Raw genomic sequence first — 22,720 nt, forward strand, 5'->3', positions numbered from 1 at the left:
AATGGCGTCGAACAATCTGTCGAATAGATTTTAGATGCGAACTGTATCTGCTGAGCAGATGCAGTTGTCCGCCGCCGCCTTAGGAGCGTGCGGACCTGGCCGCCACTATTTGGTGTCTTACGGCCTGGGCTACCGCCCGGACCCTCGCTGTTGGGCGGTGGGACTTCAGGTGGGCCAGCACAGTCTTCAGTTCAGGCACTTCGTCGCGGATTTCGACGGCGGCCAGCTGGCCGCCGTCGTACGTCATCTGATGCTGGGGCCGCTGGTGAAGGATTGAATAGCCCAGTCCCCGGGCCACGAATGTGCGTACGGTTTCATAGCTGGCCGAGCGGAACCGGATGTCCGGCTCCTGGCCGCCCAGACGGGCGATGGAAAGCATGAGGTCGCGGGTGTGGGGCAGGTCCAGCAACACGAATGACTCGCCGCTCAGCGCCGACAATGCAACGCTCTCCGCCCCGGCGAGTTTGTGGTCCGGGGGAAGCGCCACATAGGGCCTGACCGTATCCACCACGGATGTGGCAATGACGTCCGGCAGGTCAAGGTCGTAGCACAGCGCCAGATCTGCCTGACCGCTGAGCAAGGCATTGATGCAGCCCAGGGTATCGGTCTCGATGACTTCCGTTTCAAGGGCCGGATGGTCTTCCCGCAGCCTGGTCAGGACGCCAGGGAGCAGGAACGGCGCAAGGGTGCTGAAACATGCAATGCGGATCCGGCCGGCAACGCTCTGGTGCTCTCCGCGGGCGTGATCGATGCTTTCTTCAACCTGCGCGAGGATCGCCTGGGCATCACGAACAAAGAGCTCGCCGGCGGGCGTCAGCACCAGACCTTTGGAGCGCTGCCTGATGAAGAACTGCGTTCCGACATGGCGCTCCAGCTGGGCGATCGCAGCGGATACGGCGGACTGCGCCACGTTGAGCCGTGCAGCCGCGCCCGTCATGGACAGCTGCGCCGCCGCTTCCACGAAGTAGCGCAATTGGGTGAGTGTCACATCCATGGGACGAGGATACCCCCTGCATCGCAATTACCGATGCAATCCTTCTGAAAGAACTGTTGGACAGATCCAGACCGTCACAGGAAGCTGAAGGATACGAGCATCCGCCCGAAACAGGACTGAAAGGCAGCAGCCACGTGAAGCACCAGCGTATCCGCACGTTTAATACGAAAGACACCTACCCCGAGCAGAACCTGGACAACGATCTCTGCCAGGCAGTGGTCGCCAACGGCGTGGTCTATCTTCGGGGCCAGATCGGACAGGATCTGGAGACGCGGGAATCTGTAGGTATCGGCGACGTCGAAGCCCAGACGGAAAGGGCCATGGCCAACATCGACATGCTGCTTAAGGAGGCCGGCAGCAGCCTCGAAGACATCGTCAAGGTGACCGTCTACCTCGTCGATCCGCGCTACCGGGAAACGGTCTACCGGACCATGGGCCGATGGCTCAAGGGCGTGTTCCCCGTATCTACCGGAATCGTTGTCCAGGCACTGGCGCGCCCGGAATGGCTCGTGGAAATTGACGCCACAGCAGTGCTCTCGGCGGAGGGACAGGCATGACCTTCAGCATCGCTGCCACAGACGGGCAAGGCAGGTTTGGCATTGCCGTCTCCTCGTCCTCGCCCGCCGTCGCCGCACGCTGCGCGCACCTGCGTGACGGCGTCGGCGCAGTCAGCTCCCAGAACATCACCGATCCCCGGCTGGGCCATGCGCTACTTGACCGGCTGCAGGCGGGCCATTCAGCGCAAGAGGCGATTGGCGCCGTCGTACGTGAATCACCTGCGGTGGACTACCGGCAGCTGGTGGTCCTGGACGCCAAAGGCGGGTCCGCAGTGTTCAGCGGAGGACACACCCTGGGCGTGTTCGGCGAGGGCAGCAGCCGAAACAGTGTTGCCGCCGGCAACCTGCTCGCGCATCCGGGCGTTGCCCAGGCCCTCTGCGACGCATTTGAAGCCACCTCGGGGGAACTGGAAGTGCGGCTCATGGCCGCCCTTCGTGCCGCCGAGGCAGCCGGCGGAGAGGCTGGGCCGGTGCGCTCGGCCGGCCTCTCGGTGGTCTCCGGCCACGGGTGGCGCGACACCGACCTGCGGGTGGACTGGCATGAGGACCCGATCGCAGAGCTCGAGCAACTCCTGCAGGTCTGGCTCCCGCAGCGGCAGGACTATGTGATTCGCGGGCTGGACCCGGCGTCTTCCGTTGGTTATGGAGTGGCGGGCGATGAACGCTGAATCTGCTATCGCGATGAGTCCGGCATACCTGCCCGGACAGCGCGGTCGGGTCCTCGATGCCGTCGGCGCACAGCACGCGGCCCTGACCCGGCTCTCCGAGACACTTCACGCCAACCCGGAACTCGGCTGGCAGGAACACCGCGCAGCAGAGTGGACCGCTGACTACCTGGCGTCGCACGGATTCGAGGTGGAGAAGGAGTACATGGGCTTCCCCACCGCGATACGGGCCGTCTTCGGAAACGGCGCACGGCGCATCGGGCTCATGGCCGAGTACGACGCACTACCCGGCCTCGGGCACGCGTGCGGCCACAACATCATTACCGCCATCTCATGCGGTGCCGCTGTTGCGTTGGCAGAGTTTGCCGCCGAGCGGGACCTCACCGTGGAACTCTACGGAACGCCGGCCGAGGAAGGCGGCGGCGGGAAGATCGAGTTACTCAAGAAGGGTGCCTTCCTTGGGTTGGATCTGGCCATGATGGCGCATCCAAGCCCCGTCGACTCCGCCGAGGCCCGCCCCTACGCCGTGGCCCACACCCACGTGGAATACCGGGGTAAGTCTGCTCATGCCGCCGCGTATCCTGACCGGGGCGTCAATGCCAACGACGCGTTCATCGTCGCCCAGGTTGCCCTGGGGCTCCTCCGCCAGCAACTGCCCGCCGGCACCCGCGTCCACGGCATCCAGACCCGCGGCGGCGAAGCGCCCAACGCCATACCTGAAAAGACCGAGGGCCGCTGGTACGTCCGTGCTGAGTCGCTTGCCCAGTTGGGCAATCTGGAAGAGCGGGTCCACCGCTGCTTCGAGGCCGGGGCGCTCGCGTCCGGCTGCGAGTTATCGGTCACGCCGGAGTCGGAACCCTACTCGGAGTTCCGTACGGACCTGCGGGCGCTGGGGCTGTATGTCACGCATGCGGAATCACTTGGCAGGGACTTCAATGCCCCGCCGGAGCAGGCGACCATGAACCGGGCCTCAACCGACATGGGAAACGTGTCCCAAGTGGTTCCGGCCATCCACCCCTATATCGGGCTCGGCTGCTTCCCTGCGGCCAACCACCAACCCGAGTTCGCCGCCCACTGCGTTGGAGAGGCAGCCAACCGTGCCATCCATGACGGCGCTGCGGCTCTGGCGCTTACTGCGCTGGACTACGTGTCCGCGCGGTAGCCGGTTTTTTGCACTTGTGGACTTCTATGGAACAGGACCATGACAGATCAACTTCCCTCCCCCGTCGCGGGACCGCGGCGGGAGCACGACAGCCTCGGGGACGCTGATGTCCCCGCCGACGCCTATTGGGGCATCAGCACCCTGCGGGCCGTAGACAACTTCCCGGTCAGCGGACGAACCATCGGTTCCCTGCGCTCCATGATGTGGGGCCTCGGTGCCGTGAAGTATGCAGCAGCCCGTGCCAATGAAAGCCTCGGGCTCCTTGAACCGGACAAATCTGCCGCAATCCAACGGGCCTCCCGTGATGTCATGGACGGGCTCCTTGACGACCAGTTCGTCGTCGACACCATCCAGGGTGGCGCGGGGACAAGCACAAATATGAACGCCAACGAGGTGATAGCGAACCGCGCCCTGGAACTGATGGGTCACCACAGGGGCGACTACGCTGCAGTGCACCCCATTGATGACGTGAACCGCAGCCAGTCCACCAACGACGTGTATCCGACGGCGATCAAAATTGCACTGCAGCGGGAAATCTCGGAGTTCTGCGCCGAACACAGCAGGCTCATAGGGGCTTTTGATGCCAAAGCCGCGGAGTTCGCCGGCATCATCAAAGTAGGCCGCACCCAGCTCCAGGACGCAGTACCCATGTCCATGGGACAGGAGTTCGGGGCATTCGCCGAAACCCTGCGCGAGGATGGAAACCGGCTCCTCGAGCTCCTTCCGCATCTGCGGGAATCCAACCTGGGGGCCACAGCCATAGGTACCGGCATCACCGCTCCCCCGGGATACCGGGAAGCCGTCATTCGTGAGCTGAATTCGGTCACGGGCCTGCAGCAGATCTCCGCGGCCAACCTCGTAGAGGCCACCGGCGATACCGGAGTCTTCATGCTCGTCTCCGGTGTGCTGAAGAGAGCGGCGGTGAAGCTCTCCAAGATCTGCAACGACCTTCGACTGCTTTCCTCCGGTCCGCAGACGGGATTCGCGGAAATCTTCCTGCCCGCCGTGCAGGCAGGATCGTCCATCATGCCCGGCAAGGTCAACCCGGTCATCCCCGAGATGGTCAACCAGGTCGCCTTCCGTGTCATCGGTGCCGACGCAACGGTGACCATGGCCGCGGAGGCTGGCCAGCTTCAGCTCAACGCGTTCGAACCAGTCATCGCGGACTCCCTTCTTGAGTCGCTTGCCTGGCTCACAGTCGCTTGCCGTCAGCTCCGGACCCACTGCGTCGACGGCATCACAGCGAACACGCAGGTGCTGCAGCAGCGGATGCTCGACTCGATAAGCGTCGTCACAGGTCTTGCCCCCTTGATCGGCTACGCCGCCGCGGCCGAGCTGGCCAAGGAGGCACTTGCTTCCCGTCGAGGCATTGCCGACCTGGTGATGGAGCGTGGACTGCTCGACCAGCAGAAGGTGGAGGATGCTCTTTCGGCGAGGGCCTTGGCCGGGTTGGGCTGACGCCGGGCGGCAGCTTGCTAAGGGCCCGGTGCGTGGATCATGTTCCACGCACCGGGCCCTTTCTCCGTGCTTCCGCCTCCTACGATGGGATCCTTTTCCGCCGGCACCCCGCAGGAAGCAGCTGCAAGAGCAACAGCGAAGGGGACCATGCCTCCGTGGCACGGTCCCCTTCGCTGTTCGCTGTGTTCGCTCGCCCAATGCCCGTGGCGTCAGATGGCTCCGCTCGCCACCAGGGCGTGCTGGTCGTTGTGGGCCAGGTAGCTCCGCTGGATGGCGATCTGGTCAGCGACGTACCTGGCGTCGTGCCATACGCCCCAGATGAAGCTGGAGCCGCGGCGTGACTGCCACGGCAGCCCGAGGAAGTAGACGCCAGGCTCAGTAGAGACTCCGCGTTGGTGACGTGGCCTGCCCTTCTCATCGAACGCGTCCACCTGCAACCAGCTGTAGTCGACGGCGAAGCCGGTGGCCCAGACAATCGAGGCAACACCTGAGCCAGCGAGCTCGAGCTCGAGGATCGGGTGCGTGACGCTGTCCGGATCGGGCCGCAGGGTGCGGGCTTCAGGCTCCTCAGGGAGATCAAGGCCGTTGCGCTCGACGTAGGCGTCAGCTTCGTCGAGAAGGCCCAGATAGTGAGCGTCGCCGTTCGCGATGTTGGTACGGAGGTCCTCGGCAAAGCGCATGGTTCCGTCCCGGAACGCTTCCGTCCGGCCGACGAGCTTGATGCCGCTCCCGGCGAGGGCGCGGAAGTCGACGGTGTGGCCGCCGTCGGCACCGCTCACCGCGATCGTGACGTGTTCCGCGCCGGCCGCGGGGGTGGAAGCGTCCCACATGCCGAGCACTCCGAGCCACCAGCAGAAGTCGCGTCCGCGGTAGCTCCGCGGGGGCCGGTCGTGCGGCCCGACCGAGAGGAAGACCTGCCGGCCCGACCGCTGGATTTCGGCGGCAATCTGCACGCCCGAAGACCCTGCACCGACCACGAGAACGGCGCCTTCCGGAAGCTGCGCCGGGTTCCGGTACGAGCTGGAATGGATCTGCACGAGGTCGGCAGTGTCGGGAACGACGGCGGGGATCACCGGCCGCTGGAACGGCCCCGTTGCTGCCACGACGTAGCGTGCGTCGAAGTTCCCGTCCGATGTCTGAACATGGAATCCGGGTGCGCCGACTTTCCTGCGCACGGATGTCACCTCCACGCCGCAGCGGATCGGTGCACCGATCTTCTCCGCATAGGCAACGAAGTAATCCGCTACCTGCTCCTTTGACGGAAACGAGCCCGGCTCAACGTCGGTGAACTCCAGGCCCGGAAAGCGGTCATGCCAGGCCGGTCCGTTCGCGACCAGGGAGTCCCACCGCATGGTGCGCCAGCGCTCGGCGATACGGTCCCGTTCCAGGACCAGATGCGATATCCCGCGTTCGCTCAGATGCTCGCTCATCGCAACCCCGGCTTGACCCGCGCCCACGACGAGGACCTCAACCTCTTGGCTAATCATGTCGATCTCCTAATTTCAGCAGAGTTGCCACAGCGCTCCTCCGCGCACCTGAACGTCGCGCGCAGCCGATCCCGTCTTTGGGAATTCCGGCTGGAATCGCGGCCGCTGCGGCCCTCATAAGTGACGGTTGATCCATCTTCACTTGCGGCAAGTGCATCTGCATAGCTCATAAATCAGGGCAATCACATCTGAAATTGTGATGTTCATTTACTCCCAGGCTATGCGGGCATCGGCCCGGCCGGACTATCCGTATGGTGGATAGTTCCTATGGGAAAGTTGCCCTTCTCCAGATACATGGCATCGCTCACAGTAGTTACAGGACCTGCACACCAAACCGACCGCAGCCAGTAACCAGAAGGACTTCAACGTGGAAACTCCTCTTTCCCATCTTGCCCACCTCGAGATCACCACTCCGGACGTCGACGCCTCGGCGCGGTTCTACGAGGAAAAGTTCGGCATGCGCATCGTCGACCGGGTGGACGGCAACGTCTACCTGCGCTGCTGGGGCGACTACTACCGCTACAGCCTGGTCGTCACCGAAGGCCCCGAAGCCTCCTTGGGCCGGATGGCCTGGCGGACCAACTCACAGGCAGCCCTGGAAGCCGCAGCCCAGCGCATCGAAGCAACGGGCGTGCAGGGCGCCTGGACGCCCGGCGGCCACGGCTACGGCAAGGCCTATGAATTCACCGGCCCTTACGGCCACCCCATGCGGCTCTTCTTCGACGTCGAGAAGTTCGTGGCCGAGCCCGGCTTCGAGTCCACTTATCCGGACCGGCCGGAGCGCCGCAGCAGCCACGCCGCCGCACCCCGTTTCCTGGACCACGTCACGGTCGCCACCTCGGATGTCCGCGGCTTCGCCAAGTGGTACAACGAGGCCCTGGGCTTCCGCGTCATGGCATTCGTGGACCTGGACGAAGCCCCCATCACCGTCTTCTCCGTTCTCACCACCAACGAGAAGTCCCACGACCTCGGCGTGGTCCTGGACACCTCCAACCGTCCCGGCCGTGTCAACCACATCGCCTTCTGGGTGGACACCACCGAGGACCTGCTCCGCACCGCTGACGTCATGATGGAAAACGGCACCCCCATGGAATACGGCCCCTCCATCCACGGCGTCGGCGAGCAGAACTTCCTCTATTTCCGCGAGCCGTCGGGCCTGCGGGTGGAACTCAACTCCGGTGGCTACCGCAACTACGTCCCGGACTGGGAAGCCAACACCTGGAAGCCTTCCGAAGGTTCCAACAACTTCTACAAGAACGGCGCCATGCCGCACTCCATGACGGAGTCGTTCCCTCCGGCCGAGGGCTTCACCGCCACGGAGGAAGGTGCTTCACCGGAAATGAAGGAAGCCCTGCTGAACCCCTACGCCAAGCAGGGCAGGGGCTAAGCCGCCATGGCCGAAACGCAATACGCACTCATCCGGTTCCAGGAAACCGGCGACGCCAAGGCCCGGGCAGGCCTGCTGGCCGGCGGCCGGGTCCTGCCGCTGGACGGCGACATCAATTCCCTGATCGAGCACTGGGACACCACCGAGGGCGAGCTGGACGCGCTGGCCGCCTCAGCGGGCAAGGACACCGGCCTGGCGCTGGCCGACGTCCAGGTCCTTGCCCCCGTGGAGCCGGTCCAGGTCCTGCAAACCGGCGCCAACTACCGCAAGCACGTGATCGACCTCGCCGCCGCACACCGCGAACCGGGCCAGGACGAAGAAGAAGTGCGCGCCAAGACCGCCGCGATGATGGACAAGCGGGCGGGCCAGGGCACGCCGTACTTCTTCATCGGGCTCCCGACGGCGATCGCCTCCGCCACCGCCGACCTCACCCTGCCCTCCTACTCCAATTCCCATGACTGGGAGCTGGAGCTGGCGGCGGTCATCGGAAAGACGGCGTTCCGGGTCACGCCCGAGGAAGCCCTGGACTATGTGTTCGGCTACACCATGGTCAACGACATCACCACCCGCGAATACGTTTTCCGCAAGGACATGCCTGCGATCGGTTCGGACTGGTACCGCGCCAAGAACGCCCCGGGCTTCCTGCCCACCGGGCCGCTGCTGGTGCCGGCCAAGTTCTTCGGCGACCCGCAGGACGTCCGGGTGACCCTGAAGCTCAACGGCAAGGCCATGCAGGACGAGTCCACGCAGGACATGATCTTCGGCGTGGCCAAGCTGGTCAGTGAAGCGTCCCAGATCATGCCGCTGCGCCCGGGCGACCTGGTGCTCACCGGCAGCCCCGCCGGCAACGGCCAGCACTGGGGCCGGCTGCTCCAGGACGGGGACGTCATGGAAGGCACCATCACCGGCCTGGGCACCCAGCTGATCCACTGCAAGGACGAAGTCACAACTGAAGGCAGCAACCCGTGACCAGCCAGGACACAGCTGTAAACACCGGCACCGGGGAATCAGCCGCTGATTCCCCGGTGATCCGGCGTGAGGATCCGCTGGGCAGCATCCGGACCATGGCAGCGGCCCACAACAACTGGGGCCGCTGGGGCCAGGACGACGTCCTGGGGACCCTGAACTTCATCGACGCGGGCAAGCGCGTTGAAGCCGCTGCCCTGGTGAAGAGCGGTGAGGCGTTCTCGCTCTCCCAGCCGTTCGACACGAACGGCCCGCAGAAGGGCTGGCGCCGCCGCACCAACCCGGTCCACACCATGACGGACACCGGGGTGGACGCCGAGCGCGGCAACCAGGGCTTCCCGCACGGCTTCGGCGGCGCGGACGATGTCATCGCCATGCCGCTGCAATGCTCCACCCAATGGGACGGCCTGGGCCACATCTTCGACCAGGGCAAAGCCTGGAACGGCCGCGCCGCCGGCGACGTGGTCACCTCCGAAGGCGACCTGGTGACCGGCATCGAAACCGCCGCAGCCAAGATCGTCACCCGCGGCGTCCTGCTCGATGTCGGCCGTGCGCTCGGCCCCGAACTGGGGAGGAACGACGGCGAACTACCGGACGGTTTCGCCATCACCCCCGAACACATCGAGCGGACCATCGCACTGCAAGGGGCCAGCTCAAGGGTGGGCCGCGGCGACATCGTGGTGATCCGCACCGGACAGTACACCAGGGTCCGCCGCACCGGCTGGGGCGACTACGCCGGCGGCCCGGCCCCGGGACTGTCCTTCAGCACCGCGCCCTGGCTGCACCGCAGCGAAATCGCCGGGATCGCCACGGACACCTGGGGTTTCGAGGTCCGGCCCAACGAGTTCGACGGCGCCTTCCAGCCCCTCCACCAGATCGCCATCCCCAACCTCGGCCTGTTCCTGGGCGAGATGTGGAACCCGGACGGACTGGGCGAGGCGTGCGCAGCGGACGGCAGGTACGATTTCCTGCTCACCGCCGCCCCGCTCCCCATCACCGGCGCGGTCGGATCACCGGTCAACCCGATCGCCGTCCGGTAAGCACAGTCCGCTAAGCACAGTCCGGTAAGCACAGTCCGGTAGCTTTCAGTACAACAAACCGCCAGCAGTAACGCCGTCAATACAAAGGAGTCAGCGATGGCAGCAGTACAGAACGTCGGAATCGTCGGGGCGGGAGCCGCGGGCCTGACCGCCGCTATCCTCCTGGCCGACGCCGGAATCCACGTCGAAATCCTCGAGAAGGCGGACGCCCCGCAGGCCCTCGGCTCCGGGATCACCCTGCAGGGCAACGCCCTGCGGATCTTCCGCCAGCTCGGCGTCTGGGACCAGATCGAGGCGAAGGGTTACGGATTCAGCACCCTGGGCCTGCGCGCCCCGGACCCCGCCGGCACCGTCATCGCGGTCCTCGAGGACATCCGTACCGGCGGCGAGGACCTTCCCGCCACGCTGGGTATGTACCGCCCGGACCTCACCGCCATCCTCCGCGAACGGGCTGAACAGGCGGGTGCACGCATCAGCTACGGCAGGACAGTCACCGGCATTACGGACGACGGCGGTTCTGTCACCGTGAACACCACCGGCGGCGGTACCGCCACCTACGACCTCCTGATTGGCGCGGACGGCCTGCACTCCGCCGTCCGCAAAGCCATGGGCATCGACGTCGACCCCCAGCCCACCGGCATGGGCATCTGGCGTGCCTTCGTGGAGCGGCCCGAGGAGGTGGTCCGCACCGACCTGACCTACGGCGGACCCTGCTTCATCGCCGGCTATTGCCCCACCGGCCCGGACACCATCTACGCCTACCTCGTGGAGAGGGCGCAGGAGCGCAAGCACGAGGACGGCCCCCGGATCATGGCCGAACTCGCTGCGGCCTACGGCGGACCGTGGAAGGGGATCCGCGCCAACCTGGACCACAGCGCCCGCATCAACTACACGTGGTTCACCACCCACCTGGTGGACGGCCCCTGGAACCGCGGCCGCGCTGTGATCATCGGCGACGCCGCCCACAGCTGCCCGCCGACGGTGGCCCAGGGTGCTGCTATGGCCCTGGAGGACGCCGCCGTCCTGGCCGAACTGCTGATCCAGGCCGACGATGTCACCGAAACCCTCTGGAAGGAATTTACCGACCGCCGCCTGGACCGGGCCAAGGCAGTGGTCAACGCCTCCGTCCAGTTGGGCCAGTGGATGCTCGACGGCGTCCGCGACGCCGACGTGCCGGGCCTGATGCACTCGCTCGCCGTCATGCTGAAGGAACCCGCATGAGCCCCCATTCCGCCGAAGCCTGTACGGTGGACGTCCACGCCCACATCCTGCTACCGGCCCTGCAGCAGTTCGTGGCCGAGGCGGATCCCGAGGGCTTCGGCGCCCATCAGGCGCTGGAAGTGCGGCGCAACGGACAGGAATCCATGGCCGCGTCAGGCAGGATGATCAAGCAGCGCTGGCCGCAGCTGACGGATCTGGACCGCCGGCTGGCGGACATGGACGCCCAAGGCGTGGACGTGCAGCTGGTCTCGCCGTCGCCGTCGCACTTCTACTACTTCGCCGGCGAAGAGCTCGCCCTGCAGGTGGCGAAGTCCGCCAACCAGGCGGTGCGGGCATTCGTGGACCGCGCGCCGGAGCGGCTCAACGGCCTGGGCCTGGTCCCGCTGCAGCACCCCGCCCTGGCGGTGGAAGCACTGGAGCACGCCGTGTTGGAATGCGGCCTGCTCGGTGTGGAGATTGGCTCGTTCGCTGCCACCCCGGAGGACCCGGAGCGCGGCACCGTGGAACTGTCAGATCCCAGGCTGGAACCGTTCTGGGAGCGGGCCGAGGAGCTGGGCGCCCTGGTGTTCCTGCACCCCTTCGGCTGCTCTCTGGATGAGAGGCTCGACCGCTTCTACCTCGCCAACACCGTCTCCCAGCCGGCCGAAAACGCGGTGGCCCTGTCGCACCTGATCTTCAGCGGGGTCCTGGACCGGCACCCGGAGCTGAAGGTTCTGGCCGCGCACGGCGGCGGCTATCTTCCCACCACCCTTGGCCGCTCCGACCACGCCTGGCGGGTCCGGCCGGACGCACACGGCTGCGCCCAGCCGCCGTCGTCATATCTGCAGAGGCTGTACTTCGATTCGCTGGTCCACAGCCCGGGTGAACTCCGGGCCCTCGTGGCCGCCGCGGGCCCGGAGCAGGTGTTGCTGGGCTCCGACTACCCGTTCGATATGGGCTCCGATCTCCCTGTGGACGAGGTTCTCGAGGCGCGGCTTCCCGCGGAGGATGAGGCCCGGGTGCTGGCCGGCAACGCCGCTGCCCTCGGCATTACACCCGCTTCGATCCGCCCCGCCCGCCGCACAGCTTAGGACGTTTTTCATGGTCAAGATTGCTCGTTGGAATTACGACGGCGGGACGCAGTCCGGCTTTGTGGACGGCGGAAGCTGCTACGCCCTGCCCACGGGCCAGGGCGTCCAGACGCTGCTGGACGCCGGCCTCGAAGAAACGCTGGGCCTTGCCCGCCAGACCATCGGGTCCGGTCTTGCCGTTCCCTTGGCGGACGTGCAGCTGCTGGCCCCGCTGCTGCCCGCCACCATCCGCGACTTTGTGGCGTTCGAGGAACACGTCGAAGGCGTGCGGAAGAGCATCGACGGCGTGGCCGGCGTGGTGCCCGAATGGTACGAGGCGCCCACCTTCTACTTCACCAACCCCCACACGGTGACCGGCACCGGCAAGGTGATCGGTATTCCGGCGGGGTGCGAGGACCTCGACTTTGAGACGGAGGTGGCCGCCGTCGTCGGACGCGTCCCCGGCAGCGACGGCCGGAACCTGACTGCCGCCGAGGCGCACCGGCACATCTTCGGCTACACCGTCCTCAACGACTGGTCCGCGCGGGACCTGCAGCGGCGCGAGATGAAAGTCAGCCTGGGGCCCTGCAAGGGCAAGGACTTCGCCAGCACCCTGGGGCCCTGGATCGTCACTGCCGATGAGTTCGAGGACCTGCACGACGCCGAGGGGTTCCTGCCGGTCTCCATGGCTGTTGAGGTCAATGGAGAGACGATAGGCCAGGACCTGCTGTCCAATATGGGCTGGCCCTTCGCGGAACTGGTGGCCTACGCCTCGCAGGATTCCGTGGTGCGGCCCGGCGATGTGCTGGGCTCCGGCACCTGCGGCAGCGGCTGCCTCGCTGAGCTCTGGGGGCGCAACGGTTCAAAGACTCCCCTGCCGCTCAAGACCGGCGACGTGGTACGCATGACGGTAGGGGGAATCGGAAGCATCGAAAACACCGTGGGTGAGCGGCGTGAGGCCGTGACCCGCGTGCCGGCCCGGCCCCGCCCGCGCAGCCGGGTTGCTGCTGCGGTTACGTCGGGAGTTTAGGGTGGCTTCCCTTCGGCTCGATGGCCGGACGGTGGTGATCACCGGCGCAGGCCAGGGACAGGGCACTGCCGAGGCACGCCTGCTGGTGGAGGCCGGGGCGCGTGTTATCGCCACGGACCTGGCGGCGGACCTGCCCGAAGAGTTGGCGGCCTTGCCGTCATCCGCCTCGCACTCATTGGTGTACCGGCAGTTGGACGTGGGTGACGAATCCGGATGGTCCACGCTGGCTGCATGGATCCGATCCGAGGGCTGGCAGGTGGACGGGCTCGTCAACAATGCCGGCATTACCCAGCGCAGCCGCTTGCTGGAGGTTTCCCTGGCTGACCTGCAAAGGGTCTACGAAACCAACGTGGCGGGAAGCCTGTTGGGGATCCAGGCGCTCGCGCCACTAATGCGCAGCGGGGCTTCGATTGTTAATGTCGGTTCTGTCGCCGGCCTGACGGCGCACTATCCCGTGGCCTACACCACGAGCAAATGGGCCCTGCGCGGGCTCTCCCGGGTGGCAGCGATGGAACTGGGACCGCGCGGGATAAGGGTGAACACCGTCCACCCGGGGTTCATCGAAACACCCATGACGGCGAGCGCCAAGCCCGCGTTCCGTCAGGCAACCCTGGGCGAGACCCCTCTGGGGCGCACCGGAAGCGTGGAGGAGGTATCCGGCGTCGTACTCTTCCTCCTCAGCCCGCTGTCCTCCTTCGTGACGGGCGCCGAGATCCCGGTGGACGGCGGCCAGTCAGCCCACGGCGGCGCGAAGGCCGTCTCCGACGCCCTGCGCTAACCGCTTCACCACCCCAAGTAGGTAGCACCAGATGTCGTTTTGAGGGTTCAGAACGACATCTGCTGCTACCTGGTTGGGATTGCCGCGGGAGTCAGCCCGGCAGCACAGCCGACCAGCCGCCGTCGACCATCAGGTTGGCGCCGGTGACGTAGGAGGCGTCGTCGGAGGCCAGGAACAGCGCGCACTTGGCGACTTCTTCGGGTGAACCGATCCGGCCGAGCGGGATGCTGCCGGCGATGGTCCGCATGGGGTGCGCTGGTGCGAGGAGGTTGCCCTCGGTGGCCGCGGTGCGGATCATTCCAGGGCTGACAGCGTTAACGCGCAGTCCATGCGGAGCACCTTCTGCCGCAAGCTGCTTCGTCATGGCCACCACCGCGCCCTTGGTGGCGGTGTGGGCCAGCCGGCCGTTGGTCATGGATCCGGTGACTCCCGCCGTGGATCCCACGAGCACGATCGCGGAGTCCTGCGCCTGGATCAGCTGCGGCCAGAAGTACTTGACCGGCAGGAACACCACATCCATCTCGTGTTCAACATTCCACTTCCAGTCGGCAAAGGTGAGCTGATCCACCGGAGCGAAGCGGGTGACGGCAGCGTTGGCGTAGAGGATGTGGATCTGGCCGTACCTGGCGGCGACATCGGAAGCCCACTCAGCCACGGCGGCCTCGTCTGTGAGGTCGACCCGGCTGCTGCTCATCCGGCCCCCGGCCCCGGTGACCGCCGCAACCGTGGCGGCGGCGCCCGCGTTGTCCATGTCGCAGCCCACCACCATTGCCCCTGCCTCGGCGAAGGCGAGCGCGGCCGCCCTGCCCTGGCCGCTGGCCGTTCCGGTGATAACGGCGGTTTTGCCGGCCAGGCGCTGGCTGGAGTCAGGCATGGGGGTCCCTTCCGAAGACGTGTTTCTTCGACTTTCGCAGGGACGGGCCGGACAGGGAACGGCGTTGTGGGTCTAGGTGGTATTCGGCGCGTGGATAGTCACCGGGTGGGTGGCGACGGGAAAGAGATGGTGGAGCCGGGCGCAGGAGCGTTGCACCACTGACCGCAGCCAGACGCTGGCCGGGTCCTCCGCCTGGGACGGGTGCCAGTACATGGCCTCCACCAGGGACGCTTCAACGCCTTCGGCGAACCTCAGCACCACAATGTCCGCGCCGCGCTGGGCCCGTGCCGCCAGCATGCCCGGGACCAGGGCCAGGAGGTCGGTTCCCTCAACCAGGAGCGGCAGGGAAAGGAACCCGGCCACCACGGCAGCCACGCGGCGCTGAAGGCCCCGGGACTCGAACAGCTTGTCCGCCGGGGTGCTGATTCCCTCGCCGAAATAGCCGACGGCGTGGGGCACCGCGGTCAGGTCCTCGAGGGTGAGGCGGGGCTGCCGGAGAAGGGGATTTCCGGTGTCGGCCACGGCCACGAAGCTGTCCCGGAACAACTGCTTGCTGTCCCCCTGCATCTGGTATCCCGTGGGCCCGACGAGCAGGTCGATCTTCGAATAGTCCGCCATCTGGCCCTGGATCCCGGACTTCGCTGTGGGAACGAAATCCACTGAAACCCCCGGCGCCTCATCCCGCAGGATCCCGCGCAGCGGCCCCACAATCAGCGCCGCCGCATAATCCGAAGCCGCAATAACGAACTCCCGCTCACTAGTGGCAGGGTCGAAGCCGGACCGCACCCGCGTGGCCCGCTGGATGTGAAGCACCGCTTCATCAACCAGCGGGACCAGTGACTGCGCAAAGGGCGTCAGGTCATAGGTGCGGCCGTTGCGCACCAGGAGTTCGTCGTCGAAATGGCGCCGAAGCCTGGCCATCGCCGCGCTGGTTGCCGGCTGGCTGAGCCGGAGCCTCTCCGCCGCCCGGGAGATGTTCCGCAGTTCCAGCAGGACCTGCAGCTGGGGCAGCAGGTTGAGGTCCAGGTTCTTCATACCCACAGGTTATCCGTGCTTCGCGTCCGGCCCTGCCGCTGGGCGGTTCCTAAACACCGTCGGTTCAGACGATCGCTGAACCAAGCTCCGCGGCGACCTTCCGGGCGCCGCGCACCGCGATGGCAACGCTCATCAGCGTAGGGTTCATGGCCGTCGCCGTCGGAATGAGCGCATTGCCACCGACCACCAGGTTCTCATAGCCCCACACCCGCGACCACGGGTCAGCCACCGAGGCGCCGTCGTTGGTCTGGCCCATGCGCATGGTGCCCTGGTAGTGCAGACTGGAGCCGTTGGGCATCAGCCGCGGCTCGGCAACAAAGACGCCAAGGGCCTTACCGGCACGGCGCAGCCGCTCGGTGGCCTCGGCAATTTCGGCGTTTTCCCGGTCCGTGAGCGCGTATTCGATGCTCATGTTCGGGAAGCCACGGTAGTCCGGCTCGTTGTCGTCAAAGGTGACGGCGTCCTCGTAGCGCGGGTGCTTGCGCATGCCGTAACCCATGTTGACGTAGCCCCAGCGGTTCTCGGAGTACGGGGTGCCCGGCTCCATGGGAAACGGAGTCGATTCCGAATACATCACCTGGACGGAGAAGGGGTGCTCCGGCTCGGAGAAAGGGATGCGGTTCACTGCCGCCACCGGGTCCGCCGGATTCTGCGCCCGCCGGGCCAGTTCGGCGTCGAGGTCCTGCTCAGTGGCGAAACGGCGCATCTTTTCGGCGTCGAGCGCCACCGTGGAGATGACCACCGGATGCTCGGTCAGGTAGTGGCCCAGGGCCTTCGGCCGCACACCCGACGCCCACAGGAGCTGCGGGGAGCGGAAGGCATCGGCGGCCACCACAACGATGTCAGCTGCCACAAAGGACGTCTTCCCGGTGCGGAGGTCCTCGACGGTGACGCCTGTGACACGATGTCCGTCCAGCTCCACCCGGCGGACCAGGGTGAGGTCGCGGAGTTCGAACTGCTTGGAGAGGGGGCTGTCCTTATCGATCAGGGGGCCGAGGACGACGTCGGCGCCTGCCCAGCGCACGGACCCGTCAGGCTGCGGGTCCCCGGCCACCGGAAGAGTCCCCACCCCGTAGCCGTCCGGCAGTTCCGCGCCGAACTCTTCGTCCAGGAGGGACCGGATGGCCTCACCCACGGAAGAATCGGCGAAGGCGGCACTGTGGACGTGCAGCAGCTGTTTGGCCTCCTCGATCAGTCCGTCCCATTCATCGTCTGCAATGAACGGGACCTTTTCGCTGAAGGCGGGCGACGGCGTCGCGCAGGTCCAGTGCGCACCCTGGCCGCCCACGTTGGTGGCCGCAGCGGCGGCCGGGAAGGACGGCGCGTGCGCGGAGCCAGCGCCGCCGAAGTCCAGGAGGTGCGTGCCTTGGCGGGCGGTAAACATGCCCTCGGTGACGGTGGCTGCCGGGATGCCGAGCGACTCCCGGTAGGCGCCGGCCTGCGGCCCCTGGGACATTTCCCGTGCACGTGCTTTCTCGGCAGGGTCCGGGATGTTGCGGACACTCTCGCCGGCGATTCCGGTGAGCTGCGGTCCGGCCTCGAACATCAGCACCCGCGCGTTCGGGACCTGCTCCACGAGCAGCCGGGCGTAGGTGGAGCCGATGGGTCCGCTGCCGACGATGGCGATGGTGGGGTTGGACATGATGTCTCCTCTGAAATCAGGCCGAGAATGATTCGGAAGGTGCGTGGGGTGCGGGAACGGGTTCTTCGGACAGGTGCCCCTGCGGAAGCAGGACGGCCGCGACAATTCCCACGGCGTAGGTAACCGCCAGGGCGATGAAAATGGGTGCGAAAACTGTGGTGTAGATCTGGGCGACGCTGGCTTGGATGGCCGGCGCCGCCCCGTGGACCAGCTGCGGCGTCAGGGTAGAGGCGTCCAGGCCAGCCGGCAGGAGGCCTGCGACGCCGGAGCCGATCACTCCGCCGATGACCGCCGTCGCTACCGTGGACCCCACCTGCCGCACCAGGTTGATGGTGGCGGTGATGGTGCCGGTCTGGCTGGGCGGGGCCGCTCCCTGGACCACGGCGACAATCAGGCTCATGAACGCTCCGGTGCCCATCCCCACCACGGCCATCACCACCATGGGAGCCCACAGCGGAAGCCCGCCCGGCAGCACGGCCATCACAAAAAGGCCGGCGGCGCCCATCGATGTTCCCAGGATCGGGAAGATGCGGTACCGCCCGGTCCGGCTGGCCAGCCATCCGGTGAGCAGGTTGCTGATGAGCATGCCGAACACGGTGGCGATCGGCACCAGCCCGGACACTGTGGCGGTGGTCTGGTACGCCATCTGGAAGTACGTGGGCAGGTAGGCGGTGATGGAGAAGAGGCCGACGCCGATAATCGCCGAGAGCGCCGTGCCCGCCGCAATGGTCCGGTTGGCGAAAAAGGTGAGCGGAACGATGGGTTCGGGCGCGCGGCGTTCGATATGGATGAAGGCAATGAAACCGGCGATGCTGACCGCAAGCGCGGCACCGGTGGCAGGGCCTGCGGTCAGTTCGGCGGCCCACGTGACGGCGAGTACGAGTGCCACCAGTGCGCCGGTGAAGGCAGCCGCCCCGGCAACGTCGAAGTGGCGGGGCATGGGGCCGGGTTCCAGGTGCGGGACGGCGATGAGCGCGAGGCCCAGGGCCGCCGCGCCCACCGGGAGGTTGATCCAGAAGACCCACTGCCAGCCCCAGTAATCGGTGATGGCGCCGCCGAGAACGGGGCCCACCAGGATGGCGATGGGGAAAGCTGCGCCGATGATGGCCATGTAGCGCGGCCGTTCACGTTGGGTGGTTACGCGGGCAATGATGGTCTGGGACATCAATTGCAGGCCCGCGGAGCTCATGCCCTGCAGGACGCGCGCGGCGATCAGCCACGTCATGTCCATGGCGAAGCCGCAGGCCAGGGATGCGGCCAGGAACATCACGAGCGAGCCCAGGAAGATCCGGCGCGCTCCCAGGACGTCCCCGAGTTTGCCGAGCACCGGCAGCAGCACGGTGCTGGCGAGGGTGTAGCCCACGACAACCCAGCTCATCAGCGTCAGTGCGCCCAGTTCACCGGCGATGGTGGCCAGGGAAGTGGACACCACCGTATGGTCCAGGGCCCCCAGGAAGGAGACCGAGAGCAGGGAGATTACAAGGAGACGGAGTCTCAGAGACGAAAGTGGCATAGTGATCTACCCGAACGATCGGGCCGTCGACGCGACGGGATGTGCCTCCGGCGCAGCATCACGACGGAGAACGGGTCCGGAAAGAACCCCGGCGCCGCTACCCATTGTAGCCGACTTAAGTCGAAAAACAACATAAGAGCGTCCGGATTCGACATGCAGAGGGGTTGAGGTTATGCATCGAGCAGGGCCCAGGTCAGCGCCATGTCCTGGAACAGCTCGTGCAGGTCAGCTGCCGGTTCGCCTGACGAGCAGGCCTCCATGGCCCGGCGGAGCGCGAGGCGCGCTGAGGATTCGTAGCGTTCCGGGTGCCGTAACGTCCCTTCCTCTGTGACGGTCTCCACCCGGTTCAGCCCGGCGGGCTGGTCCACGGTGACCTCGGTTCGCACCTCACCGAGGGCCAGCACCTGGAGCAGGCCTCCGCCATGAAAGCCCCCGACGGGAGTCGCCATCAAAGTGGCAGGGATTGAGCCGTCATCGCCGCCCGAATCCAGTAGCGCGATCCTGCTGCCCTGGGCCGTGGCAATGCCCGCCCGGAACGACAGCGGTCCCCCGATCAGGGAACGCGCCCATCCGCATCCGTCAAGGATGGCGTCGTCAAGGCCCACCGAGGGAGCGGCACACTCAACAGTAACCATGCGGGCCGGACTGCCCCGCCTTGCCCGCACCGCGTCACTAACGACATCGGGACGAAGGCGGGGGCGCTCAACGATCACCTGCATGCCCGGGGGCCACCGGCCAGGCTCAACGGCTTCCCGCGGAAGCATCGTGGGGTCCGCAAGCACCACCGCCAAAGCTCTCCCGGCCAGGGCGGCCTGCATGCTCTGCCACCAGTCACCGGTTCCGGGCACCACGGCGACCGTCCCACGTACGTCATCGGCGGGCGCGGCACTGAGGGGTAGTTCGGCAAGAGCGGCCCTGTATGCGGGCAACTCTGTGCAGATACTGAACACGCGCTCTTGAATCATTGCGGCACCCCTTCAAGAATTTTCGCTGCGACAGCATCGGCCAGATCGATTGCATAGCGGGAGTCAGCCAGCAGCTCGTCATACTCCACGGGGGCGGCACCCTCCAGGAGCGAGGCCAGCAGCCGCCATTCGGCCACATAGCCGTCTTCCTCATCGCGCCGGTACTCCGTCCACTGCCCGTCCACGCTCCGCACCCGGGTGGCAGCACTGCCGGCATGGACAAAGGCCGGCGGGAAATTCACCTCGATTCGGTCGTGCGACGTGGCGATGCTCATCCGCCACAGGGCATCCGGCCCTTGCGGGAGCATGGTGAGGGCCAGCTGGACCAGGACTCCGCCGGCCCGGTACCCCACCAGGTAGCCGACGGGCGGAGCCACCCTTGCGTAGACCACTTCATCGATGCCTGGCGCGATGTCCCTCACGGCAGGAAGGTCATGGATGGCGAGACCGGTCAGCAACTGCCTCAGTACGCCGGCCGCCACGGCAGGGTCTTGCAGGTCCGGACGTCCCCGCCGGGCAGCCTGGAAGGGACCGCCCTCGGCAACCACCCCGTGGTACCTGTCATTCGGCGGAAGCGCCAGTGTCACAGAAATGGCCCGAACCCTGCCCTCCAAGGCCACGAGATGGTGCTTCGCCCGCCCCCACGCGGCATCAAACAGATGGTTCGTGCCCACCATGAGAACTGCGCCCGCGGCACGGCAGGCAGAGATAACTTCATCCGCCTCCAGTCTGCTCGTAGCCAACGGCTTCTCGCAGAAAATGGTGCGCTTACCCGAGGCCAGCGCCGCCAGGATCTGGCGCGCGTGCTCACTGGGCGGGCTGCACACGGCCACCACCTCCACAGCCGGGTCCGCCAGCAGGTCCGCCTCGCCCTCCGACCAGCGGGCACCACACCTTTCGGCCAGCCGTCGGGCGCGCCCGCTTCCAGCATCGGCAATGTGGACCACCCTGAACATCTCTGCCAGCCGTCCCAGTATCGGCAGATGAAGGGCCGCCACCCCGGGCCCCGCTCCAAGAATTCCTACGCTCCAAGGCATCGTCGCCCTTCCAGTTATGTCTTTATTATTCATAAGTATGGAAACTTCTGGCTATAGTCGCGGCTAACCGTACTTTAGTCGGCTCGTGTGTGTGAGAATTATTGTCATGACGACAGACTCGACCCTCCGCTTTGGAGCACAGACGGACGAAGTTACGAGCCTCCTGCGGATCGTCAACCTGGTGCGAACGGGCGAGGCTACCACCCGCCCTGAAATCGGCAAGGTCACGGGCCTGGGCAGGGGGGTTGTCAGTCAGCGCGTGGATCAGGCCATCCAGATCGGCTTCCTCGGCGATGGCGAGTTCGGAGCCTCCTCCGGAGGCCGCGCGCCCCGGACCCTGCGTTTCCGCGCGGAGCAGGGGCGAATCGTGATCTGCGCCCTCGGAGCGGCTCACATGAGGGTTGGCGTCGCCGCCCTTGACGGCGACATCCTGGAACACACGCACCGCACCTGGGACATCGCGCAGGGTCCGGAGAAGACCATCGACGCGGTGATGTCCCTGATTGACGATGTCCTGAAGAAGGACCCCAAGGTGCCTGTATGGGGTGTGGCGGTGGGGCTTCCCGGCCCGGTGGACTTCGCTTCGGGGCAGCCCGTGGCACCTCCGATCATGCCGGGATGGAACGCTTACGATGTCCGCACGCCTTTCGAAGAACGGTTCAATGCACCGGTATGGGTGGATAACGATTCCAACCTGCTTGCCCTCGGCGAACGTGCGCGGCGCCGCGACTCCCTGGCGGACCTCATCTACTGCAAGATCGGCTCAGGGGTTGGCGCCGGCCTGCTGTCCAAGGGCAGGATTCATCGTGGTGCCAACGGTGCAGCCGGCGACATCGGCCACGTCCGGGTGTCGGACTCTGACGTGCAATGCCGCTGCGGCAAGACCGGCTGCCTGGAAGCGGTTGCCGGCGGCTGGGCCCTCGTCAGGGATGCCGAACAGGCCATCCACGAAGGTACCAACAGCTCCCTGGGTCCGCTGGTGAAAAAGGGGGCACTCAGCCTCGAAGAGATCACCCTCGCAGCCCAGGCCGGCGACGCGCTGGCCATTGCGTTGATTCAAAAGTCGGCGCGGGTAGCGGGCGAGACCATTTCAGCCCTGGTGAACATGTTCAACCCCGGGGTCATCGTCATCGGCGGTGCCATGGGATCGGCCGGCGAGGTGTTTCTCGCAGAGGTGCGGCAGCGCGTCTATGAACTGTCACTGCCCCTCGCCACGCGCGATCTGACCATTACCCTCTCCGTGAACGATGAGCGGGAGCCGCTGCGTGGCGGGGCGGAACTTGCCCGCGAGCAGCTTTTTGATGTCACCTTCCCGCGCTGGTTCGCGGAGGGCCGGCCGTCACCGGAACGCGCTGCAGTACCCGCCTAAGGCTCCACGGCGCACTCCGGGCGTACCCGCTCAGGCCACGTCGCGGGACACACTGGGTACCGGCGCCCGGTCAAGCTCCAATTGAGCCGACAGATGAAACGGCAGGACCAGCGGCGAACCGGGACGCGCCTGCAGGTAGGGCACCATCAACTGGAACTCAATGGCGACGGCGTGCGGGCCGGGACCGAGTTCACGCCTGCCTGCCAGGACGAGCCTGTCCTGCACGAACCACCAGCCAGCCTCCGCCTCCAGCGCATCTGACGATACGCGCCGGGACCCCAGAACCACGGCCAACTCCCCCGGTGCCACCGGAACGCCGTCGATTGCAACCGCGAGGCCGGTCACGCTGGCGAGGGGCATCGAACGGATCCAGGGCAGGCCGAGCCGGAGCTCAAAGCCTCCCGGAGTGGCGGTCAGCGCATCTTCGCGCAAGGCGGTTTCCAACATGGCAGGCATCCTTTATTCTGAAAGAGACATAAGTTTGTCATTAA

Annotated in this window: 21 protein-coding genes; 12 read left to right on the forward strand and 9 right to left on the reverse strand. The window is 66.3% G+C overall.

What is annotated here, in order from left to right:
* Positions 1–79: 79 nt before the first annotated feature.
* Entirely contained in the window at positions 80–994 is a 915-nt protein-coding gene (locus ARGLB_RS13860) for a LysR substrate-binding domain-containing protein (protein WP_003803502.1), read from the reverse strand.
* Between the two features lie 134 nt (positions 995–1,128).
* Between ARGLB_RS13860 and ARGLB_RS13865 the strand changes: the two genes are divergently transcribed.
* From ARGLB_RS13865 to ARGLB_RS13880, 4 genes are read left to right on the forward strand one after another with little or no spacing between them, the layout of a single operon-like run.
* Complete coding sequence (locus tag ARGLB_RS13865; RefSeq protein WP_003803504.1) at positions 1,129–1,551, forward strand: RidA family protein; 423 nt, start codon at positions 1,129–1,131, stop codon at positions 1,549–1,551.
* Positions 1,548–2,219 (forward strand): DUF1028 domain-containing protein, encoded by a 672-nt coding sequence (locus ARGLB_RS13870; protein WP_003803506.1) that lies wholly within the window; start codon positions 1,548–1,550, stop codon positions 2,217–2,219. The genes ARGLB_RS13865 and ARGLB_RS13870 overlap by 4 nt, the downstream gene beginning before the upstream one ends.
* On the forward strand, positions 2,209–3,378 hold the full coding sequence (locus tag ARGLB_RS13875) for a M20 family metallopeptidase (protein WP_003803508.1): 1,170 nt from the start codon (positions 2,209–2,211) through the stop codon (positions 3,376–3,378). Before ARGLB_RS13870 ends, ARGLB_RS13875 begins: the two co-directional genes overlap by 11 nt.
* Before the next feature lie 39 nt (positions 3,379–3,417).
* Entirely contained in the window at positions 3,418–4,836 is a 1,419-nt protein-coding gene (locus ARGLB_RS13880) for an aspartate ammonia-lyase (RefSeq protein WP_003803510.1), read from the forward strand.
* Positions 4,837–5,045: 209 nt separating this feature from the next.
* Here the strand turns inward: ARGLB_RS13880 and ARGLB_RS13885 are convergent, their stop codons facing one another.
* The gene (locus ARGLB_RS13885; RefSeq protein ID WP_003803513.1) at positions 5,046–6,323 is read right to left on the reverse strand and encodes a flavin-containing monooxygenase; all 1,278 of its coding nucleotides are present in this window, start codon (positions 6,321–6,323) and stop codon (positions 5,046–5,048) included.
* Between the two features lie 367 nt (positions 6,324–6,690).
* On the opposite strand from ARGLB_RS13885, the gene ARGLB_RS13890 reads away from it, so the two are divergent.
* The 7 genes from ARGLB_RS13890 to ARGLB_RS13920 all read left to right on the forward strand — a co-directional run bounded on the left by ARGLB_RS13890 (position 6,691) and on the right by ARGLB_RS13920 (position 13,794).
* Complete coding sequence (locus ARGLB_RS13890; protein ID WP_003803515.1) at positions 6,691–7,710, forward strand: VOC family protein; 1,020 nt, start codon at positions 6,691–6,693, stop codon at positions 7,708–7,710.
* A gap of 6 nt (positions 7,711–7,716) precedes the next feature.
* Complete coding sequence (locus tag ARGLB_RS13895) at positions 7,717–8,679, forward strand: fumarylacetoacetate hydrolase family protein (protein WP_003803518.1); 963 nt, start codon at positions 7,717–7,719, stop codon at positions 8,677–8,679.
* Complete coding sequence (locus tag ARGLB_RS13900; protein ID WP_003803519.1) at positions 8,676–9,716, forward strand: cyclase family protein; 1,041 nt, start codon at positions 8,676–8,678, stop codon at positions 9,714–9,716. Before ARGLB_RS13895 ends, ARGLB_RS13900 begins: the two co-directional genes overlap by 4 nt.
* 96 nt (positions 9,717–9,812) lie before the next feature.
* Complete coding sequence (locus tag ARGLB_RS13905; RefSeq protein WP_003803522.1) at positions 9,813–10,937, forward strand: FAD-dependent monooxygenase; 1,125 nt, start codon at positions 9,813–9,815, stop codon at positions 10,935–10,937.
* Positions 10,934–12,007, forward strand: a complete 1,074-nt coding sequence (locus ARGLB_RS13910; RefSeq protein ID WP_003803525.1) for an amidohydrolase family protein — start codon at positions 10,934–10,936, stop codon at positions 12,005–12,007. The genes ARGLB_RS13905 and ARGLB_RS13910 overlap by 4 nt, the downstream gene beginning before the upstream one ends.
* A gap of 10 nt (positions 12,008–12,017) precedes the next feature.
* On the forward strand, positions 12,018–13,016 hold the full coding sequence (locus tag ARGLB_RS13915) for a fumarylacetoacetate hydrolase family protein (protein WP_003803526.1): 999 nt from the start codon (positions 12,018–12,020) through the stop codon (positions 13,014–13,016).
* 1 nt (position 13,017) lies between these two features.
* The gene (locus ARGLB_RS13920; RefSeq protein ID WP_003803529.1) at positions 13,018–13,794 is read left to right on the forward strand and encodes an SDR family NAD(P)-dependent oxidoreductase; all 777 of its coding nucleotides are present in this window, start codon (positions 13,018–13,020) and stop codon (positions 13,792–13,794) included.
* Positions 13,795–13,885: 91 nt separating this feature from the next.
* Here the strand turns inward: ARGLB_RS13920 and ARGLB_RS13925 are convergent, their stop codons facing one another.
* The 6 genes from ARGLB_RS13925 to ARGLB_RS13950 form a co-directional block, all read right to left on the reverse strand.
* Positions 13,886–14,668, reverse strand: coding sequence for an SDR family NAD(P)-dependent oxidoreductase (locus ARGLB_RS13925; protein ID WP_003803531.1), 783 nt, complete (start codon positions 14,666–14,668; stop codon positions 13,886–13,888).
* Between the two features lie 72 nt (positions 14,669–14,740).
* Positions 14,741–15,703: a LysR family transcriptional regulator gene (locus ARGLB_RS13930; protein ID WP_083839661.1), complete on the reverse strand. Its 963-nt coding sequence runs from the start codon at positions 15,701–15,703 to the stop codon at positions 14,741–14,743.
* Between the two features lie 64 nt (positions 15,704–15,767).
* Positions 15,768–17,345 carry a GMC oxidoreductase gene (locus tag ARGLB_RS13935; RefSeq protein WP_003803535.1) on the reverse strand — a complete coding sequence of 526 codons (1,578 nt, stop codon included), beginning with the start codon at positions 17,343–17,345 and terminating at the stop codon, positions 15,768–15,770.
* Between the two features lie 16 nt (positions 17,346–17,361).
* On the reverse strand, positions 17,362–18,858 hold the full coding sequence (locus tag ARGLB_RS13940; protein ID WP_003803537.1) for an MFS transporter: 1,497 nt from the start codon (positions 18,856–18,858) through the stop codon (positions 17,362–17,364).
* A 170-nt stretch (positions 18,859–19,028) separates the two neighbouring features.
* Complete coding sequence (locus ARGLB_RS13945; RefSeq protein WP_245531540.1) at positions 19,029–19,706, reverse strand: hypothetical protein; 678 nt, start codon at positions 19,704–19,706, stop codon at positions 19,029–19,031.
* Between the two features lie 113 nt (positions 19,707–19,819).
* On the reverse strand, positions 19,820–20,860 hold the full coding sequence (locus ARGLB_RS13950; RefSeq protein ID WP_043419190.1) for a Gfo/Idh/MocA family protein: 1,041 nt from the start codon (positions 20,858–20,860) through the stop codon (positions 19,820–19,822).
* A gap of 106 nt (positions 20,861–20,966) precedes the next feature.
* Here ARGLB_RS13950 and ARGLB_RS13955 point away from each other — a divergent pair, with 106 nt between their 5' ends.
* Positions 20,967–22,229, forward strand: a complete 1,263-nt coding sequence (locus ARGLB_RS13955) for an ROK family protein (RefSeq protein WP_003803544.1) — start codon at positions 20,967–20,969, stop codon at positions 22,227–22,229.
* A 30-nt stretch (positions 22,230–22,259) separates the two neighbouring features.
* On the opposite strand, the gene ARGLB_RS13960 is transcribed toward ARGLB_RS13955, so the two are convergent.
* Positions 22,260–22,676: a DUF6379 domain-containing protein gene (locus tag ARGLB_RS13960; RefSeq protein ID WP_003803546.1), complete on the reverse strand. Its 417-nt coding sequence runs from the start codon at positions 22,674–22,676 to the stop codon at positions 22,260–22,262.
* Positions 22,677–22,720 lie beyond the last annotated feature (44 nt).

It is taken from the genome of Arthrobacter globiformis NBRC 12137 (genome assembly GCF_000238915.1).
Classification (GTDB): domain Bacteria; phylum Actinomycetota; class Actinomycetes; order Actinomycetales; family Micrococcaceae; genus Arthrobacter; species Arthrobacter globiformis.

Bases quoted from the DNA above. Each gene is read 5' to 3' on its own strand.
- ARGLB_RS13885 (WP_003803513.1), bottom strand. From the start codon at position 6,323: ATGATTAGCCAAGAGGTTGAGGTCCTCGTCGTGGGCGCGGGTCAAGCC.
- ARGLB_RS13930 (WP_083839661.1), bottom strand. From the start codon at position 15,703: ATGAAGAACCTGGACCTCAACCTGCTGCCCCAGCTGCAGGTCCTGCTG.
- ARGLB_RS13870 (WP_003803506.1), top strand. From the start codon at position 1,548: ATGACCTTCAGCATCGCTGCCACAGACGGGCAAGGCAGGTTTGGCATT.
- ARGLB_RS13895 (WP_003803518.1), top strand. From the start codon at position 7,717: ATGGCCGAAACGCAATACGCACTCATCCGGTTCCAGGAAACCGGCGAC.
- ARGLB_RS13875 (WP_003803508.1), top strand. From the start codon at position 2,209: ATGAACGCTGAATCTGCTATCGCGATGAGTCCGGCATACCTGCCCGGA.
- ARGLB_RS13860 (WP_003803502.1), bottom strand. From the start codon at position 994: ATGGATGTGACACTCACCCAATTGCGCTACTTCGTGGAAGCGGCGGCG.
- ARGLB_RS13905 (WP_003803522.1), top strand. From the start codon at position 9,813: ATGGCAGCAGTACAGAACGTCGGAATCGTCGGGGCGGGAGCCGCGGGC.
- ARGLB_RS13915 (WP_003803526.1), top strand. From the start codon at position 12,018: ATGGTCAAGATTGCTCGTTGGAATTACGACGGCGGGACGCAGTCCGGC.
- ARGLB_RS13960 (WP_003803546.1), bottom strand. From the start codon at position 22,676: ATGTTGGAAACCGCCTTGCGCGAAGATGCGCTGACCGCCACTCCGGGA.
- ARGLB_RS13955 (WP_003803544.1), top strand. From the start codon at position 20,967: ATGACGACAGACTCGACCCTCCGCTTTGGAGCACAGACGGACGAAGTT.
- ARGLB_RS13950 (WP_043419190.1), bottom strand. From the start codon at position 20,860: ATGCCTTGGAGCGTAGGAATTCTTGGAGCGGGGCCCGGGGTGGCGGCC.
- ARGLB_RS13910 (WP_003803525.1), top strand. From the start codon at position 10,934: ATGAGCCCCCATTCCGCCGAAGCCTGTACGGTGGACGTCCACGCCCAC.
- ARGLB_RS13880 (WP_003803510.1), top strand. From the start codon at position 3,418: ATGACAGATCAACTTCCCTCCCCCGTCGCGGGACCGCGGCGGGAGCAC.
- ARGLB_RS13940 (WP_003803537.1), bottom strand. From the start codon at position 18,858: ATGCCACTTTCGTCTCTGAGACTCCGTCTCCTTGTAATCTCCCTGCTC.
- ARGLB_RS13925 (WP_003803531.1), bottom strand. From the start codon at position 14,668: ATGCCTGACTCCAGCCAGCGCCTGGCCGGCAAAACCGCCGTTATCACC.
- ARGLB_RS13935 (WP_003803535.1), bottom strand. From the start codon at position 17,345: ATGTCCAACCCCACCATCGCCATCGTCGGCAGCGGACCCATCGGCTCC.